Here is a 15,612-nt window from a genome sequence, read left to right as displayed (position 1 = left end):
TTCCCTGTTCCCTGTTCCCTATCCTCAGAAACACTTAACTGATAACTGATAACTGTTAATAATGACTACCTGATTTGCGATGTTCAACGGCAGTCACGCCATCATTTTCTAACACTTCACCTTGCTCGACTATGGCATAAATTAAGCATCTATCACCACATTCTAGTAAGTTGGTGACAGTGCATTCTAAATAAGCCAATGCTTCAGTTAAAATTAAACAACCATTATCAGCAGTTTTTGTCTCCAGATTGGTAAAAGGATTTTCTCCTAACGTGCTTTGACGGAAAAAATAACGTCGTAAATTTCTACCTTCTTTGAGGATATTCAGCACAAATCTGTCGCCAGGTTGACGCATTAAGTCTGCATTCTGTTCTTGAGCAACAGCAATCATAATTCCTGGTGGATCAAATGTGGCTTGAGATACCCAAGAAGTTAAAATACCTTTATGGCTTTCTAAATCACGGGTGGTAACTACACACAAAGAACCAATAATTCTGCCTACGGCTTGTTCGGTGCGGTCGATTTTAGCTTCTGGAACAACTTGGCGAGGAGTACGCAGTTTTTTAGTTTTCTTTAAAGTTTGGGCAAAAATCGCACCTGCGCTTTGACATTGTGCGAGAGTTTCTTGTGTAGGGCTAAAGCGTACTCGAATTGTTTCAAAGCCTAAACGGTAGTTAGCATCTTTGAGTTTACCTTCAATTAAATCTATGGCTTCACCACTCCAACCGTAGGAACCAAATACCCCAGCTAACTTAGTTTTCGCCGCCGTTGAGAGGACTATACCTAAAGCGGTTTGAATTTGGGTGGGTGCATGACCACCTAAAGTGGGAGAACCGATAATAAATCCATCACTAGTGTCGATTATGCGGGTAATATCTGCGGGGTCTGCAAGTTCACAGTTGATGGATTCCACATTCACACCATTTTCAATCAAACCTTGAGCGATCGCATGAGCTAAAATTGCTGTACTGCCATAAGCAGAAGTATAAAGCAAAGCGACACTTAAATCTTGAGATTTTTGTGCTTGACACCATTGACGGTAATCATAGGTAAAACGGCTTAAACTATAACGCACCACTGGCCCATGACCAGGAGCATAACATCTAGCTGGTAACAGTGCCAATTTATCTAAAGTTGCTTCAACTTGTGTGGCTTGGGGTGCGTGGAGACAGTCGAAGTAATAATGGCGTTCCGCGTCTAATATTTTCCAGTCTTCATCAAATAACGTATCTTCGCAAATATGCGCGCCAAAAAATTTGTCTGTGTACAAAATCTTGGTTACAGGGTCATAAGTACAAAGACCATCAGGCCAACGAGGAGTAGGAACTGTGATAAATGTCAAGTGATGTCCTTGTCCTAAATCCAAAGAATCCTCAAAACGCACAGCTTGAATGCGTGATTCCCACTCAGGAAAATCAGTTTTCAAAGCATTCGCAGCCGGACGGGAGCAAATTAAGGTAGCTTGGGGTGCTAGGAAAAGTAACTTTTCCAGGGTAACTCGGCGATTGGGGTTGATATGACCGAGAATAATGTAATCAAGGGTAGTGAAATCAAGATGTTGTGCTAGTTGTTCTAGATAAATAGCCGTGAAAGATTCCCCAGGAGGGTCAATTAAAGCTATTTTGTCAGCCTGAATCAGATAAGAATTGGCTGTAGTCCCCTTTTGACGTGAATACTCAACTTCAAATTTTAGACGTTCCCAAGTGCGCGATCGCAATATTAGCGTCTGTTCACCAATATTTGCCATTTGTACATCTCTGGGGCGATTAAATGTAGCAACAGTCATCATATTCTCCTCTCAGTTGGAAATGGGAATTAAAACTCTTTGATTTTTGACCCTTCGACTACGCTCAGGGTAAACTTTTGACTTGCGCCCTGCGGTACTAGTCCCTAATTCCTAATTCTTGCTTATGGCGATTTCGATAGTGTTGGGATATTTTTTGTTCTGGGTTAATACCGTCAAAGGTGGGGGGTAGCCAAACTCGCAAAATTAACAAAATTCCTAACACTAATAAAAAAGCGCAAGTCGCTAACACTTGACTCCAATTTGTTTCTAGTACACCTTTAACAATCACTTCTCTTAAGGCGGAAACAATAGAAACTTCCACAGCGACACCAATAGATATGCGTTGTTCTTGGAGGTAAATAATTAGCAGCCGAAATAACTCAACTAAAATGAGCAAAAACAAGATATCGGCAGTAACTACATGGAAATCTAAAGGAGGAAGCAGGGAAAGAAACATATCCCACACCTCAATAGCCATGAAGCTAAATAAACCAATACATAAGGAAATTACAATCACATCTTGAATAAATTCTAAGGTGCGAACGATGCGACCCCGATTAGTTTCGTAAACGGAAACTTTGCCATTTTCCACAACAGGTTTGTACATATCATTGGGTATGAGGATTTTAAATTGATTTAGTAATGATTGCCGATTTTGCGGTGATGAACGGTGGTCAGGGCGTTGACGTTGGCAACTCTGCCGATTTTGACGGTGCTGTAAATCACCCAATGGTCGCCACAATCCATGCGGCTAGTGATTTCACATTCCATATAGGCTAAAGCGTCTGCAAGGATGGGGGAATTATTAATTGCTGGATAAGTTTTTATTCCTTCAAAACGGTCTGCACCGGGAGCAAAACGCTTGAGAAAATGTTTCATTAATCCTTGATAATTATCTTCTCCAAGAACATTTAAAACAAAGCGATCGCCTCGTTGCATTAAAGATTCAATTGCGCGTTCTTTAGACACAGCAACGGCTACTCCTAAAGGATTTAAACTGGCTTGTATCACCCAAGAAGCTAACATTGCACTTTGAATTTCACCTTTTTTAGTGGTGATAATATATAAACCAGTGCTAATTCTTCCTAAAGCTTTTTCTAAATCTGTGTTGATGGATTTATTTTTTTTGATAGTGCGGTCACGAGTCAACCATTGACCCATATCTGTACCTGCTTCTTCACACAATTGTTCTGTGCTTTTTGTTGGAGCCTCTTTAATTAAAATAGGGGGAAATGCTTCAACTAATCCTAACTCTTGAAACTTATTCCGTAAGGGATAAACAGGTTCGTCTTCTCCACCACCAGACTCTAACAAACCTATTGTCTGCTTTTGATGTACAGCCGCTAAGATAGTATTTAAAGCAGCTTGAGCCGTAACTGAATATTGAGATGGCATAGCAATCATTACACCAGAAGCTTGAGATACTACTTCTCTAACTTCTTGTGGTTCAGCACTATTGATGTCTACAAATTCTACAGCCACACCTGTTTTAGTACATCCATGCCCTAAATTATAGGCTAAATGTTCGCTATAGCCGTAATTTTCAGCATAAAACAAAGCAACTAATATCTCTGTTTTAGCTTGTTCTAAACTCCAGGTGAGATACTTGTTTAACCACTGGTGAATCTGATATTTTAAGAGGGGACCATGACCTGTAGCCACTGTCTTGATTTCTAAATTAGCAATCCGTTTTAAAGCTGCTAAAACAGACCGCGCATTTGGTCCCATGAGACAATCATAGTAATATTTAAAATCATCTTCGATGGCGGAGAAATTTTCATCATAGGTATGGTCATCACAATAGTGCATTCCAAACACATCGCAGGTGTAGAGAATACCTGTTTTATGATCGTAGGTTAAAATTGTATCCGGCCAGTGTAAGTTAGGTGCAGATATAAATTCTAAGTTGTGACCATTACCTAAATCTAAACGCTCTCCGCTTTTTACCATCAGCGATTTAAATGGCTGATGAACCATATTTCCTAGAAACTGAATTGCTACCTTAGAAGCAACAACTGTAATTTCAGGCGCTAACTGTAAAATATCCTTCACTAAACCACTATGGTCTGGTTCCGTATGGCTAATAATCAAATAATCTATCTTATTTGGATCAATTAAACCTGCAACTATCTCAAGATATAGTTCCTCAAACTTGCGGTGTGAAGTGTCAACTAAAGCAGTTTTTTCCCCTGCAATTAAAAATGAGTTATATGTTGTTCCGTTTTGCAAAACAAATTCCACATCAAAACGCTCTCTATCCCAATCAAGACAACGAATAGCAGTGGTTTTAGGGGCAATTTCTACCGTTTGAACAGTCAAACGTCCGACATTAATAGCTGGGGTGTTTTCTGTCAGGATGACCATTAATTTTCACCTACAAAAATCTAGAAACTTCAATATGCTTTTATATTGAACTAGAAACTCTAATTAGTAAAATGTTAATTTCTCAAGTTATTCATTAGTAATATTTATGGTTTATTCGCGTTAAAGCAGCATTGAATTTTATCAATACTAATCATTAGTTTGATGCTGGATAAGAAATTTCTTAACTCTGTGTTCTCTGCGCCTGGTGCGGTTAAATAAATCCGTCTTCAAACATAGAAAGCGCTGAAAAAACCAAGGTTACTTTTTACTACCAACCCGCAGTCTTTGACAAACTAACTCAGTCGCCAACTCTATCGCCGCTTTCATACTGGTAGCATCAGCAATTCCCCGACCAGCAATATCAAATGCTGTACCATGATCTGGTGAAGTCCGCACAAAAGGTAAACCAATAGAAGTGTTAACAGCGCGGTCAAAGGCCATCAACTTCACTGGAATTAAGCCTTGGTCGTGATACAGTGCCAAATACCCATCGGCGGGATTTTGAATAGAAGCATGACCATACCAAGCTTGACCTGGTTTCACCCACATTGTATCTGGCGGTATTGGTCCATCTAGCTGGAAATTAGGGCGTTTTTGCCGTTCTTGTTCTAACCAGGGAATTAACCAATCTTGTTCTTCTGTTCCCAGTTGTCCCTGTTCGCCACTGTGGGGATTTAAGCCTGCGATCGCAATTCTCCCATTTTTTAAACCAAAGTCTGCTTGTAAACACTCCACCAACAAATCTAATTTTCTCGTTAACAACTCTGGTGTTAATGTCTGAGCTACTTGACAAAGAGGAATATGTGTAGTAGCAAGTAGAGTGCGGAGTATCCAACCAGTATAAGGCGATCGCGCCACGAATAACATTCCAAAGCGGTCAACCCCTGATTTTTCGGCTAAAAGTTCTGTTTGCCCTGGATAATTGTAACCTGCCAACTTCCAAGCAGACTTAGCAATGGGGCCTGTGACAATACCATCAAACTTACCGGACAGCGTGCAGGCGATCGCATATTCCATATAAGCAAAACTCGCCGCACCACTAGCGGCATTACCAGTACCTATAATAATATTCTCGGTAACTTCACTATCTAATGGCACATCTATCACCTGTAACTCCTCTGGATTTGCTAAATTTGCTGCATTCAGCCTTTCATAAACCTTAATTAGCAAATCCTTACTACCTACCACAGTTACGTCGCAGTTTTGACAAATGTCTTTATCTGCCAAAGCTTTTAAAATGACTTCAGCACCAATTCCCGCCGCGTCTCCCAGTGTCAGCGCCAAACGTGGGCGATTTATTTTGGGAAAATTTGCTGTTTTATCTTGATGGCTTTGATACATAATATTACTTAATAATCCGGTAATTAAGGGACTTCTATCACCCAAAATTGGGGATTGACCATAAAACTGGTTTAAAATTATTTACACAGGTCTAACATTTGTAAAGGAGAATCACACCAATGGGCGGCGAAATTCTAAATGCAGCACTATTGTCCTTCAGTTTAATCTTCGTGGGTTGGGCTTTAGGTGCTTTGTTATTGAAAATTCAGGGCGCAGAGGAATAATCCTCAAAAAAGAGGCAGGGGCAGGGAGCAGGGGGCAGGGGTGAGTGAGAAATTACTTGACATTCCCAGTTAGTGCTTAACACCCTTTCCTTTTCTCTTCTGCGCCTCTGCTTCTTTCTCTCTGTATGAATAAAGTTTATTAAAGTAATGTAAACTTTTGTTTAGAGAGCTAACTCTGTTAAGATTCATTTCATAAAAGTTAAAAATTTATTACTACCCTCATGACTTTATTAATCGTCGGTGCCACTGGCACCTTAGGAAGACAAGTGGCTCGTCGTGCTATCGATGAGGGGCATAAAGTACGCTGTCTAGTGCGGAGTCCCAAAAGAGCTGCATTTCTCAAAGAATGGGGTGCGGAATTAGTGCGGGGAGATTTGTGTAACCCCGAAAGCCTCACACAAGCGCTATCAGGTGTCACAGCAGTTATTGATGCCGCGACATCTCGCGCTACAGATTCACTGACTATTAAACAAGTCGATTGGGATGGACAGGTAGCATTAATTCAAGCTGCAAAAGCTGCGGGTGTAGAACGTTTTATATTCTTTTCTATTCTTGATGCCGATAAGTATCCAGAAGTACCACTGATGGAAATTAAGCGGTGTACAGAAGTATTTTTAGCTGAATCTGGTATAAATTACACAATTTTGCGGTTGGCTGGCTTTATGCAAGGCCTAATCGGTCAGTATGGTATTCCGATTTTGGAAAATCAACCGGTTTGGGTAACTGGTAATTCTTCGCCCGTAGCTTATATGGATACTCAAGACATTGCTAAGTTTGCAATTCGCAGTTTGAGCGTCCCAGAAACACAGAACAGAGCTTTCCCTGTAGTGGGTACTCGTGCTTGGAGTGCCGAGGAAATCATTGGTCTGTGTGAGCGTTTGTCTAGTAAAGATGCCAGAATCACCCGAATGCCAATCAACCTGTTGCGTACCATCCGCCGTGTCATCCGCTTTTTTCAGTGGGGCTGGAATGTTGCAGACAGATTGGAATTTACAGAAGTCTTAGCCAGTGGTAGACCGTTAAATGCTCCAATGGATGAAGTATACCAAGTTTTTGGCTTAGACCAAGAACAAACAACTACTCTAGAAAGCTACCTACAAGAGTATTTCAGTCGCATTATGAAGAAACTGAAAGAGCTAGACTACGAGAAAAATAAATCGAGAAATAAAAAACAAAAGCCCAAAAAAACTCCGTTTAAACAATCTTCCAAAGTGAATAGTCAATAAAATTATTAGTCATTAGTCATTAGTCATTGGTCATTGGGAAGTTACCGTCTTCTCCCCCCTGCACCCTGCACCCTGCACCCTTGCCTCTTCCCCCCTGCCTTTTCAGGGGATTTACGCCATTTTTTTTGAGACTAATGACTACATTGCCCAAAGTATGTCACGATGACATAAGTAAAAAGCATCTTTTAAACTTGGATATTTGAGTGTGCCGAAAGCAGGCATTATTTACAATGACGTTAAACCGATAGCGGGTCGCATCGCTATCGAACTGAAAGACAAACTAACCGCAGCCGGTTGGGATGTAATTGTCACCGCAAGTATTGGTGGCATATTGGGCTACTCTAACCCAGACAGTCCTGTGTGCCACACACCCATTGAAGGACTGACTCCTCCTGGTTTCGACTCGGAAATGAAGTTCGCTGTGGTTTTAGGTGGAGATGGCACTGTTTTAGCAGCTTCGCGTCTAGTCGCTCCGGCTGGTATTCCACTGTTAACGGTGAATACTGGTCACATGGGGTTTTTGACGGAAACTTATCTAAATCAACTGCCTCAAGCCATAGAGCAGGCAATGGCGGATGATTTTGAAATCGAGGAACAATCTATGCTCACCGTGAAAGTGTTTCGTGGTGAGTCTGTGCTGTGGGAAGCCCTGTGCTTAAACGAAATGGTTTTGCATCGAGAACCATTAACTTCGATGTGCCATTTTGAAATTGCCGTCGGGCGACACGCACCAGTAGATATTGCTGCGGATGGTGTGATAGTTTCTACTCCCACGGGTTCAACGGCTTATTCATTAAGTGCCGGTGGTCCAGTGATAACTCCTGGTGTGCCTGTCTTGCAATTAGTCCCCATTTGTCCCCACTCCCTAGCTTCCAGAGCATTGGTATTTCCAGACACAGAAACGGTTAACATTTATGCAGTCAATATTCCTCGGCTGGTGATGGTAGTAGATGGGAATGGGGGATGTTATATTTTCCCAGAAGATCGGGTATATTTAGAGCGATCGCCCTATAAAGTCAGATTCATTCGTCTGCAACCACCGGAATTTTTCCGCATTTTGCGCGAAAAGCTTGGTTGGGGTCTACCACATATCGCCAAACCGACATCAGTAGAGTTACCCTAGTAACCACAGGGAGGAAGTCAAAAATCAAAAGTCAAAAGTCAAAAGTCTTGATTTTGGAACTTAGAAATTTTTGAAAGACTTATTTACATTCTCAAACACCATCAGGCATTAGGAATCAGGGATAAAAATTGTATCTAACAACTCACTGGCTGATACTTGTCTATGTTTAGACACTCAATATCTCCATGAGCAAAACCCGTAATGACATATATAGTATAAGTCAGCGTAAATACATCACCCAATCCGAATCAATGAAACCCTTGTAGTATCGGAATTACGAATTACGAATTACGAATTACGAATTACAAATTACGAATTACGAATTACGAATTACGAATTACGAATTACGAATTATGATGACAATTGCTCACAGTCCCTGTGTTCTAGTGATTGAAACCGATGAAAGTTTAGCAAATCAGCTGTCCTTTGATTTGCGAGAAGCCGGTTACGAAGCGATTTTGGCTAATGATGCGGCTAGCGGTTTACAATATTGCCGCGATGCCTCCGGCGGGCAAAGCCATCGCCAACCTGCTTTAATTGTTGTAGACCGGATGCTCTCAGGAGAATCAGGACTCTCGTTGTGTAGAAATCTTAGAACTGCTGGGATGTGCGCCCCTGTCCTCATCCTCATGGCCAGAGATACAGTTGATGACCGGGTAGCTTGTTTAGAAGCTGGGGCTGATGATTACATCCTCAAGCCTTATCGCCCAGAAGATTTTTTGAAGTTGATTCGCCTCTATTTAAAACCTGATGTTGATACCAGCGAACAGTTACGCTTTGGGGATTTGGTTTTAGATGTAGCCACCCGTCGCGCCATACATAACGGACGCACTATTGATTTGACCATGAAAGAATTTGAACTATTAAAATTCTTAATGGAACACCCCCGTGAGGTATTAACCCGCGAACAAATTTTGGAAAATGTCTGGGGTTACGACTTTATGGGTGAGTCGAATGTCATTGAAGTTTACATCCGCTATTTACGCCTCAAAATTGAAGACGAAAGTCACAAGCGTCTGATTCAAACAGTGCGAGGTGTGGGTTATGTTTTACGTGAGTCTTAAAGTTAAGATTAAAATTACCGCAAAAATTAGGAATTAAATATGGCAGATGCAAAAAACGTACTAGGGACAGACCTGGAGAGTTGCTGTACATCTCCCATGACTGGCTATTACCGTGACGGGTTTTGTACTACAGGTGGTCAAGATTTTGGGATGCACGTTGTTTGCGCCCAAGTCACAACAGAATTTTTAGAGTATACCAAATTGCAGGGGAACGACCTCAGCACACCAGTTCCCCAATTTAATTTTCCCGGATTACGGCCAGGCGATCGCTGGTGTTTATGTGCAGCACGTTGGCAAGAAGCTTTAGAAGCTGGGGTTGCGCCTCCGGTTGTCCTTGCAGCCACCCATGCTAGAGCCATAGAAGCCTGTTCTCTAGAGGATTTGCAAAAACACGCCGTCAGTTAGGGAACAGGGATTATCGCCCTGATTCTGGTAAATTACGTGGCGGTACTGTTCTCCCCTCGTAGAATTGCTTTTCCAGTTTACTTAGTCCTAACCATGCGGCTCCAAAGGCTAGGGGTATGATAGTCTCAAGGACAACGGCTACAACTGACGTAGTATCGAAATATAACCCCAATATGGGAATACTTGCTAAAGTCAATACTGCTATCACACCACACCAAAATCTTAGGCGTTTAATATTAGCGATGTCTACGACGGGCTTCGCCTACGCACCTCGACAACTGGCACAATGGACAGTATGAGAATGATACCTCTCTAGCAAATGTTCTTTAGGTATTGCTGGCGGGAAACTTTCACCCGGAAAAGGTTCAGCCTTGTATTGGTTCACCCACTGACGCAACTCAAACACAAAACTATCGGCTTTAGTCGCTAGATAAAACGCCTTAGTAAAATTAGGGCTACCCCCCTTCGCTGCTAAATAACGTTCTTGATAGTGCAGAAAAATTTGGTCATCTTCCAAAACACCATTTTGTCCAATATGGACGTACCAGCGTGGTCTGAGCTTAATCAATAAGCCTGGAAGTTTAGCAGGAAACTTAAAGGGAAAACGAGCAAATAAACGACACTCTCCCTTACGGATAGGTGTAGCATAAACACTTGTGATAACTCTGCCACGCTCCGAGTTAATATCATGCCACATCAAAGCCGGGGCGACAAAAGTTGTCGATAACTTTCCCGTTTGATTTGGTTTTAAACCTTGCTTCCAAATGCCCTTAAATCCTTGTTTTCCCGATTCCACCACCTCCAGTCCCAAAGGTGCTGCATTCTTCCTGTTACCCACCGATTTATGATGTGTGAAAGATACATGACTGGGGTCGAGGATATTTTCCAGCAATGTTAAGGCATCATAAGGGACATCTCTAAAAGTATTAATTACAACCCATCTCTCAGCAGATTCTTGCAGATGCATAAAAAGAACCCCTCCCTAACCCTCCCCGCAAGCGAGGAGGGAACCGGATTTTTGTGGTGTAGTGAATTTTAAAACATCCTCTGAGAATCAAGTCTTTAGGTTTGCCTCTGATATACAGGTGCAAGCCCATTAATCGCCGGGCCATTAATTACTTTACCCTTAGCATCAAACCGCGAACCATGACAAGGACAATCCCAAGTTTCTTCTGAAGAATTCCAGGTAACAATACATTTTAAGTGGGTACAGACTGCGGAATGCTCATGCAAAGTGCCGTTTTCGTCTCGATAGGCGGCAATTTTAGTTAAACCCTGACGCACTACTGCACCTGTACCGGCGGAAATCTTTTCGACAGAATCAACTTCCCCTGGTGTTATCCAATCTAAATACTGAGCAGCAATGTTAATATTCTCGGAGACAAAATCACCTGTTGCGCCAATTCTGGTTCTTAATGGGTCGTAAACCTCAGCCCAGGTATTCTTTCGCCCCAAAATCAGATCATTCAACAGCATTCCGGCAATTGTGCCGTGGGTCATGCCCAAACCTGTGTCACCAGTGGCAATGTAGATATTGTCTTCATCTAGGGGGTTTTTGCCAATGTAGGCAATGCCGTCATCAGCATTCATTACCTGACCCGACCAGCGAAATAACCTTTCTGTCGCCATTGGGAAACGTTCTCTTGTCCACACTTCTAGTCTGGCATATCGGGCATCAGCATCATGAGCTTGCCCGGTTTTGTGGTCTTCGCCACCTACAATCAAAACATCAGATTGTTCATCTAGATTTTGCAGGCGGATGTAGTGATAAGGGTCGAGAGTATCCCAGTAAAGGGCTTTGGTAATAGAACCGCGAGGAACTTTGATCCCAATCACAAATGTCATGTAAGCCGCCTGCTTGAAGTGCATGGTAGCTAAGTTACTAATTGGGGAATTGGTGGCTACAACTACAGCATCAGCTGTGACTACTTGACCATTGCTGGTTTCTACACGGGCAGTTACACCACCTGAAATTTTTTGTACGTGGGTTCCTGTATAAATTCTCCCGCCACGGCGTTGAATCGCTTCAGCTAGTCCAGCTAGGTATTTTAGGGGATCAAATTGCCCTTGGTGGGGAAAGCGCAGACATATTCCTGTATCAAAGCCATCTACTGGTGCTTGTGGGACAAGTTCCACACTCGTTAGTCCAGCGCGATGTGCTGCTGCTAATTCTCGTTCCATCTCATCCACAGATTGCAGGTCAGGAGGAAAGAGATAACCGTTGAGTCGCTCAAAGTCACAGTCTATTTGCTCACGAGAGGCGATCGCTTGTATAGTATCAATTGCTTTGGTATGACTTTGGGCAATCTGCTTTGTCCGTTCTTGTCCGTGGATATCCTCAAGCTCAAAGTAGCGATGATACAAAACATTGGATAAGTGTGCCGTCGTTCGGCAAGTCTGACCCCCACCAATCGCTCCGTCATCTAGCACCACTACTGATTTACCTTCACGACTTAGCATATAAGCAGTGGACATCCCCGCCATCCCTGCACCAACGACGCACACATCAGCATGAGTGTTTTCTGCCAGTACAGATTGATCTGGCACTTCTGCCGTTGTCATCCAAATAGAAGTTGTTTTTCCAGAATCGTTTTGCATATATTTGTAGTTTTGTAAGTCTAATTTATCTGCTGATACCAGGTCATTAAAATCATAAATTCTGTATAAGTCTAAATCTAAATTTAAGAGCGATCTATCTACTGAACGATAGAATTTAAAAATCTACTTTTTTGCAGAGAAAAATTTCAATTTTTCATTATATATAATTACTATTTAAATTATCAAACTCCTTAATTATATAGCTTTTTTACATTTAATTTAATCGATTTTAAATGAATAATTATGTCTATCCCAGGCTAGATATACGCAATTAAACAGTTTTATTGAAAATACATGAATAGTCCTTTAGATATAGATTTACATACCAATCATTCAAATATCTAAAAATGTTAGTATTTGGCTGTAAAGTAAATTTTAGTCAGTTATATTTCTCGAAAATTATTAATTTTAATTTGAGCTATTTTATTTTAATAGTTTAAAACTGCTGAATAACCCAGCCTAAAAGCCAAATTTTGGAAAAAATATCATATATGCCGCAATATTTCGGACAATTACCAGTAACTCACCAACAGTGGACAACTATGGGGGCGGTGCAAGCTGTTAATAAAAGCGATCGCACTCTCAGTTTTGTCTGTGGTGACGCACTGCTAACAATCAGTATACTTGCTGCCAATTTAGTCCGTGTACGCCTAGCACCAACAGGAAAATTTATACCGCGCCGTTCTTGGGCGATCGCATTAGATGATCCAGAATGGGCAACAGTACCTTTTGAAGTGAGGGAAACTGAAGCAACCATAGAAATTATTACAGTTCAAATGCGCCTGTGTGTGCATAAACACAACTGCCGGATTACTTGCTTTGATAAAGCTCATCGTCCATTTGCCCAAGATGCAGAAAGGGGTATGGGTTGGCGCATGGGTGCTGTTGCAGGATGGAAAGAAATTGCCCCCAATGAACATTTTTATGGTTTTGGGGAACGCACAGGTTTTTTGGATAAACTCAGCGAAGTTAAAACTAATTGGACAGTGGATGCTTTAGATTACGATGCCCTCACTGATGAAATGTACCAGGCTATCCCGTTTTTTATGGCTTTGCGTCCTGATGTGGGTTACGGTATCTTTTTAAATTCCACCTTCTGGAGTCAGTTCGATATTGGTGTGGCACAACCTGGTGTCTGGAAGATGGAGACTCATGGCAATGAGTTAGATTATTACATCATTTATGGCCCCGAACCTGCTCAAATTCTGTGTACATATACCCACTTAACTGGGAGGATGTCGCTACCGCCAAAATGGTCTTTGGGCTATCATCAATGCCGTTGGAGTTACGACTCAGAAAATGTAGTGCGGGAACTGGCGCGAGAATTTCGCCAACGCCGCATTCCTTGCGATGTCATTCACCTTGATATTGACTATATGCACGGTTATCGGGTGTTTACTTGGAGTCCTAAACGCTTCTCCAACCCCGAAAAATTGATTGCTGATTTGGCTAGAGATGGTTTTAAAACAGTCACAATTATTGATCCGGGTGTGAAGTATGAACCAGAAGCTAATTATCACGTTTTTGACCAAGGAATAAATAACGATTATTTTGTGCGTAAAGCTGATGGAGTTTTATTTCACGGTTATGTTTGGCCGGATAAGGCTGTGTTTCCTGACTTTTTGCGGTCTGATGTGGGTAACTGGTGGGGTGATTTACACAAAAGTTTAACTGACATCGGTGTGGCGGGAATTTGGAATGATATGAATGAACCTGCTATAGAAGATCGTCCTTTTGGGGATGGGGGTGAAAAAATTTGGTTTCCTTTAGATGCACCGCAGGGTATTGATGTGACTCATGGAGAGGTGCATAATTTATATGGTTTGATGATGGCGAAATCGTCTCATCAAGGTTTGAAACGTCATCTTCCTACAGAGCGATCGCTGGTATTGACACGTTCAGGTTATGCTGGTGTGCAGCGTTGGTCTGCGGTGTGGATGGGAGACAACCAATCTTTATGGTCACATTTGGAAATGTCTTTGCCCATGCTGTGTAATATGGGACTTTCGGGTGTGGCTTTTGTGGGTTGTGATATTGGTGGATTTGCAGGTAACGCTACACCGGAATTATTCGCCCGTTGGATGCAGGTAGGAATGCTATACCCTTTAATGCGTGGTCACTCAGCTTTATCTACGGCTCGGCATGAACCTTGGGTATTTGGCAACTTGGTGGAAAATATCTGTAGAAAATATATTAATCTGCGTTACCAACTATTACCATACATTTATAATCTTTTCTGGGAAGCATCCACCACAGGCGCACCCATTATCAGACCACTATTATACCATTTCCCTAACGATCCTCAAACTTACAGTCTCTACGATCAAGTTTTACTAGGTGCGTCACTGATGGCTGCACCAATTTACCGCCCTGGAGTTGAGCATCGTTCTGTTTACTTGCCCGAAGGTATTTGGTATGACTGGTGGTCTGGTGAACGTTACATCGGACAAACTCACATCCTGGCTCACGCACCATTAGAAAAAATGCCTCTTTATGTCCGTAGTGGTGCAATTATCCCCATGCAACCTGTGAGCCAATATATTGATGCAGAACCATTAGAATACATCCGGTTACGGGTTTGGCCTGGTAATGGAAGATATACTTTTTTTGAAGACGATGGACACACCTTGGAGTATGAAAATCAAAATTTCTCCCTGAGAAATATCAGTGTATTTACACAAAAAAATCAAATAACCGTAGAAATTGGCGACCGAGAAGGAAAATGGACCCCGATACTGCGTGACTTAATTGTAGAACTTGTTGGTGTTGGTGAGCAGCGCTTCCTCGATGATGGGCGGGGACAAAGCCTAAAATTTTAAAATTATGTTTAGAGATAGATGATTTTGTCTCCATTATTCTCTAACCTAGACTTTGGAATCACAAAATATGTATATAGGTAGAGGGAAAATTACTCAAGGCTGAGTAGCTTAAGTTACTTAGTTATCTAATTTTTAGTTTTCTAGAAATACTACACATTACTAAGCTAGATGGTTTGGTGGTAAAACTTCAATGTTAAAAATTAATCGCTTGCAACTGCAAGATTTACATAGATTACGATTGGTGCAAACTGCAAGTGCGATAGCGGTATTAGTCGGCGTTTTGGTGTTGTTCGGCTGGGTTTTTGACCTGGAATTACTCAAAAGGTCTGGCAATATCAATTTAGTCACAATGAAGCCAAATACAGCTTTAGGCTTTTTACTATCTGGTGCATCGTTGTGGCTATTGCAGATGGGACAGGGTAAAAAGGACAGTTCCAGCATTGTTTATTTGCGCGTTTCTAGGATTTGTGCCGCAATCGTTACCTTGATTGGTTTACTCACAATCAGTCAATATTTGTTCGGCTGGAATTTTGGCATTGATGAATTACTATTTCAAGATGAACAGAATGCAATATTTACATCCCATCCAGGGCGAATGGGGTTTAATACTGCGTTAAATTTTTTCCTGGTGGGTATAGTTCTAGAAATGTTGGCGCATCCCC

General features: G+C 41.8%; 13 protein-coding genes and 1 pseudogene. 7 read left to right on the top strand and 7 right to left on the bottom strand.

Going from position 1 to position 15,612, the window contains the following annotated elements:
* Positions 1–55: 55 nt before the first annotated feature.
* The 4 genes from VB654_RS10100 to pdxA all read right to left on the bottom strand — a co-directional run bounded on the left by VB654_RS10100 (position 56) and on the right by pdxA (position 5,491).
* The gene (locus tag VB654_RS10100; RefSeq protein ID WP_323213638.1) at positions 56–1,786 is read right to left on the bottom strand and encodes a diflavin flavoprotein; all 1,731 of its coding nucleotides are present in this window, start codon (positions 1,784–1,786) and stop codon (positions 56–58) included.
* 97 nt (positions 1,787–1,883) lie between these two features.
* A complete protein-coding gene (locus VB654_RS10095) occupies positions 1,884–2,393 on the bottom strand; it encodes a phosphate-starvation-inducible PsiE family protein (RefSeq protein ID WP_323213588.1) in 510 nt (169 codons plus the stop codon).
* A 29-nt stretch (positions 2,394–2,422) separates the two neighbouring features.
* The gene (locus VB654_RS10090) at positions 2,423–4,150 is read right to left on the bottom strand and encodes a diflavin flavoprotein (RefSeq protein WP_323213587.1); all 1,728 of its coding nucleotides are present in this window, start codon (positions 4,148–4,150) and stop codon (positions 2,423–2,425) included.
* Between the two features lie 258 nt (positions 4,151–4,408).
* Entirely contained in the window at positions 4,409–5,491 is a 1,083-nt protein-coding gene (gene pdxA, locus VB654_RS10085; RefSeq protein WP_323213586.1) for a 4-hydroxythreonine-4-phosphate dehydrogenase PdxA, read from the bottom strand.
* 119 nt (positions 5,492–5,610) lie between these two features.
* On the opposite strand from pdxA, the gene VB654_RS10080 reads away from it, so the two are divergent.
* The 5 genes from VB654_RS10080 to VB654_RS10060 all read left to right on the top strand — a co-directional run bounded on the left by VB654_RS10080 (position 5,611) and on the right by VB654_RS10060 (position 9,533).
* The gene (locus VB654_RS10080; protein WP_063872377.1) at positions 5,611–5,715 is read left to right on the top strand and encodes a PetM family cytochrome b6-f complex subunit 7; all 105 of its coding nucleotides are present in this window, start codon (positions 5,611–5,613) and stop codon (positions 5,713–5,715) included.
* 221 nt (positions 5,716–5,936) lie between these two features.
* On the top strand, positions 5,937–6,941 hold the full coding sequence (locus VB654_RS10075) for an SDR family oxidoreductase (protein WP_323213585.1): 1,005 nt from the start codon (positions 5,937–5,939) through the stop codon (positions 6,939–6,941).
* 205 nt (positions 6,942–7,146) lie between these two features.
* A complete protein-coding gene (locus VB654_RS10070; RefSeq protein WP_323213584.1) occupies positions 7,147–8,064 on the top strand; it encodes an NAD(+) kinase in 918 nt (305 codons plus the stop codon).
* 356 nt (positions 8,065–8,420) lie between these two features.
* Complete coding sequence (gene nblR / locus VB654_RS10065) at positions 8,421–9,128, top strand: response regulator transcription factor NblR (RefSeq protein ID WP_323213637.1); 708 nt, start codon at positions 8,421–8,423, stop codon at positions 9,126–9,128.
* Between the two features lie 39 nt (positions 9,129–9,167).
* Positions 9,168–9,533: a DUF2237 domain-containing protein gene (locus tag VB654_RS10060; RefSeq protein WP_323213583.1), complete on the top strand. Its 366-nt coding sequence runs from the start codon at positions 9,168–9,170 to the stop codon at positions 9,531–9,533.
* A gap of 10 nt (positions 9,534–9,543) precedes the next feature.
* Here VB654_RS10060 and VB654_RS10055 read toward each other — a convergent pair whose 3' ends face one another.
* The 3 genes from VB654_RS10055 to VB654_RS10045 all read right to left on the bottom strand — a co-directional run bounded on the left by VB654_RS10055 (position 9,544) and on the right by VB654_RS10045 (position 12,131).
* On the bottom strand, positions 9,544–9,741 hold the full coding sequence (locus VB654_RS10055) for a hypothetical protein (protein ID WP_323213582.1): 198 nt from the start codon (positions 9,739–9,741) through the stop codon (positions 9,544–9,546).
* Between the two features lie 54 nt (positions 9,742–9,795).
* Complete coding sequence (locus tag VB654_RS10050; protein WP_323213581.1) at positions 9,796–10,500, bottom strand: hypothetical protein; 705 nt, start codon at positions 10,498–10,500, stop codon at positions 9,796–9,798.
* A 95-nt stretch (positions 10,501–10,595) separates the two neighbouring features.
* Positions 10,596–12,131 carry an FAD-dependent oxidoreductase gene (locus tag VB654_RS10045; RefSeq protein WP_323213580.1) on the bottom strand — a complete coding sequence of 512 codons (1,536 nt, stop codon included), beginning with the start codon at positions 12,129–12,131 and terminating at the stop codon, positions 10,596–10,598.
* Between the two features lie 491 nt (positions 12,132–12,622).
* Between VB654_RS10045 and VB654_RS10040 the strand changes: the two genes are divergently transcribed.
* On the top strand, positions 12,623–14,950 hold the full coding sequence (locus VB654_RS10040) for a glycoside hydrolase family 31 protein (RefSeq protein WP_323213579.1): 2,328 nt from the start codon (positions 12,623–12,625) through the stop codon (positions 14,948–14,950).
* A 190-nt stretch (positions 14,951–15,140) separates the two neighbouring features.
* Positions 15,141–15,612: pseudogene (locus VB654_RS10035) on the top strand (ATPase); the annotation flags it as partial.

Source organism: Nodularia sp. UHCC 0506 (assembly GCF_034931045.1).
Lineage (GTDB): Bacteria > Cyanobacteriota > Cyanobacteriia > Cyanobacteriales > Nostocaceae > Nodularia.
Note: the sequence above shows the minus strand (reverse complement) of the source record. Positions and strands in the feature narration are given on the sequence as shown.

What these genes read in the sequence shown, in the direction of transcription:
- VB654_RS10100 (WP_323213638.1), bottom strand. Translation starts at nt 1,786, where the DNA reads ATGACTGTTGCTACATTTAATCGCCCCAGAGATGTACAAATGGCAAAT.
- VB654_RS10095 (WP_323213588.1), bottom strand. Translation starts at nt 2,393, where the DNA reads ATGTACAAACCTGTTGTGGAAAATGGCAAAGTTTCCGTTTACGAAACT.
- VB654_RS10090 (WP_323213587.1), bottom strand. Translation starts at nt 4,150, where the DNA reads ATGGTCATCCTGACAGAAAACACCCCAGCTATTAATGTCGGACGTTTG.
- pdxA (WP_323213586.1), bottom strand. Translation starts at nt 5,491, where the DNA reads ATGTATCAAAGCCATCAAGATAAAACAGCAAATTTTCCCAAAATAAAT.
- VB654_RS10080 (WP_063872377.1), top strand. Translation starts at nt 5,611, where the DNA reads ATGGGCGGCGAAATTCTAAATGCAGCACTATTGTCCTTCAGTTTAATC.
- VB654_RS10075 (WP_323213585.1), top strand. Translation starts at nt 5,937, where the DNA reads ATGACTTTATTAATCGTCGGTGCCACTGGCACCTTAGGAAGACAAGTG.
- nblR (WP_323213637.1), top strand. Translation starts at nt 8,421, where the DNA reads ATGACAATTGCTCACAGTCCCTGTGTTCTAGTGATTGAAACCGATGAA.
- VB654_RS10060 (WP_323213583.1), top strand. Translation starts at nt 9,168, where the DNA reads ATGGCAGATGCAAAAAACGTACTAGGGACAGACCTGGAGAGTTGCTGT.
- VB654_RS10050 (WP_323213581.1), bottom strand. Translation starts at nt 10,500, where the DNA reads ATGCATCTGCAAGAATCTGCTGAGAGATGGGTTGTAATTAATACTTTT.
- VB654_RS10045 (WP_323213580.1), bottom strand. Translation starts at nt 12,131, where the DNA reads ATGCAAAACGATTCTGGAAAAACAACTTCTATTTGGATGACAACGGCA.
- VB654_RS10040 (WP_323213579.1), top strand. Translation starts at nt 12,623, where the DNA reads ATGCCGCAATATTTCGGACAATTACCAGTAACTCACCAACAGTGGACA.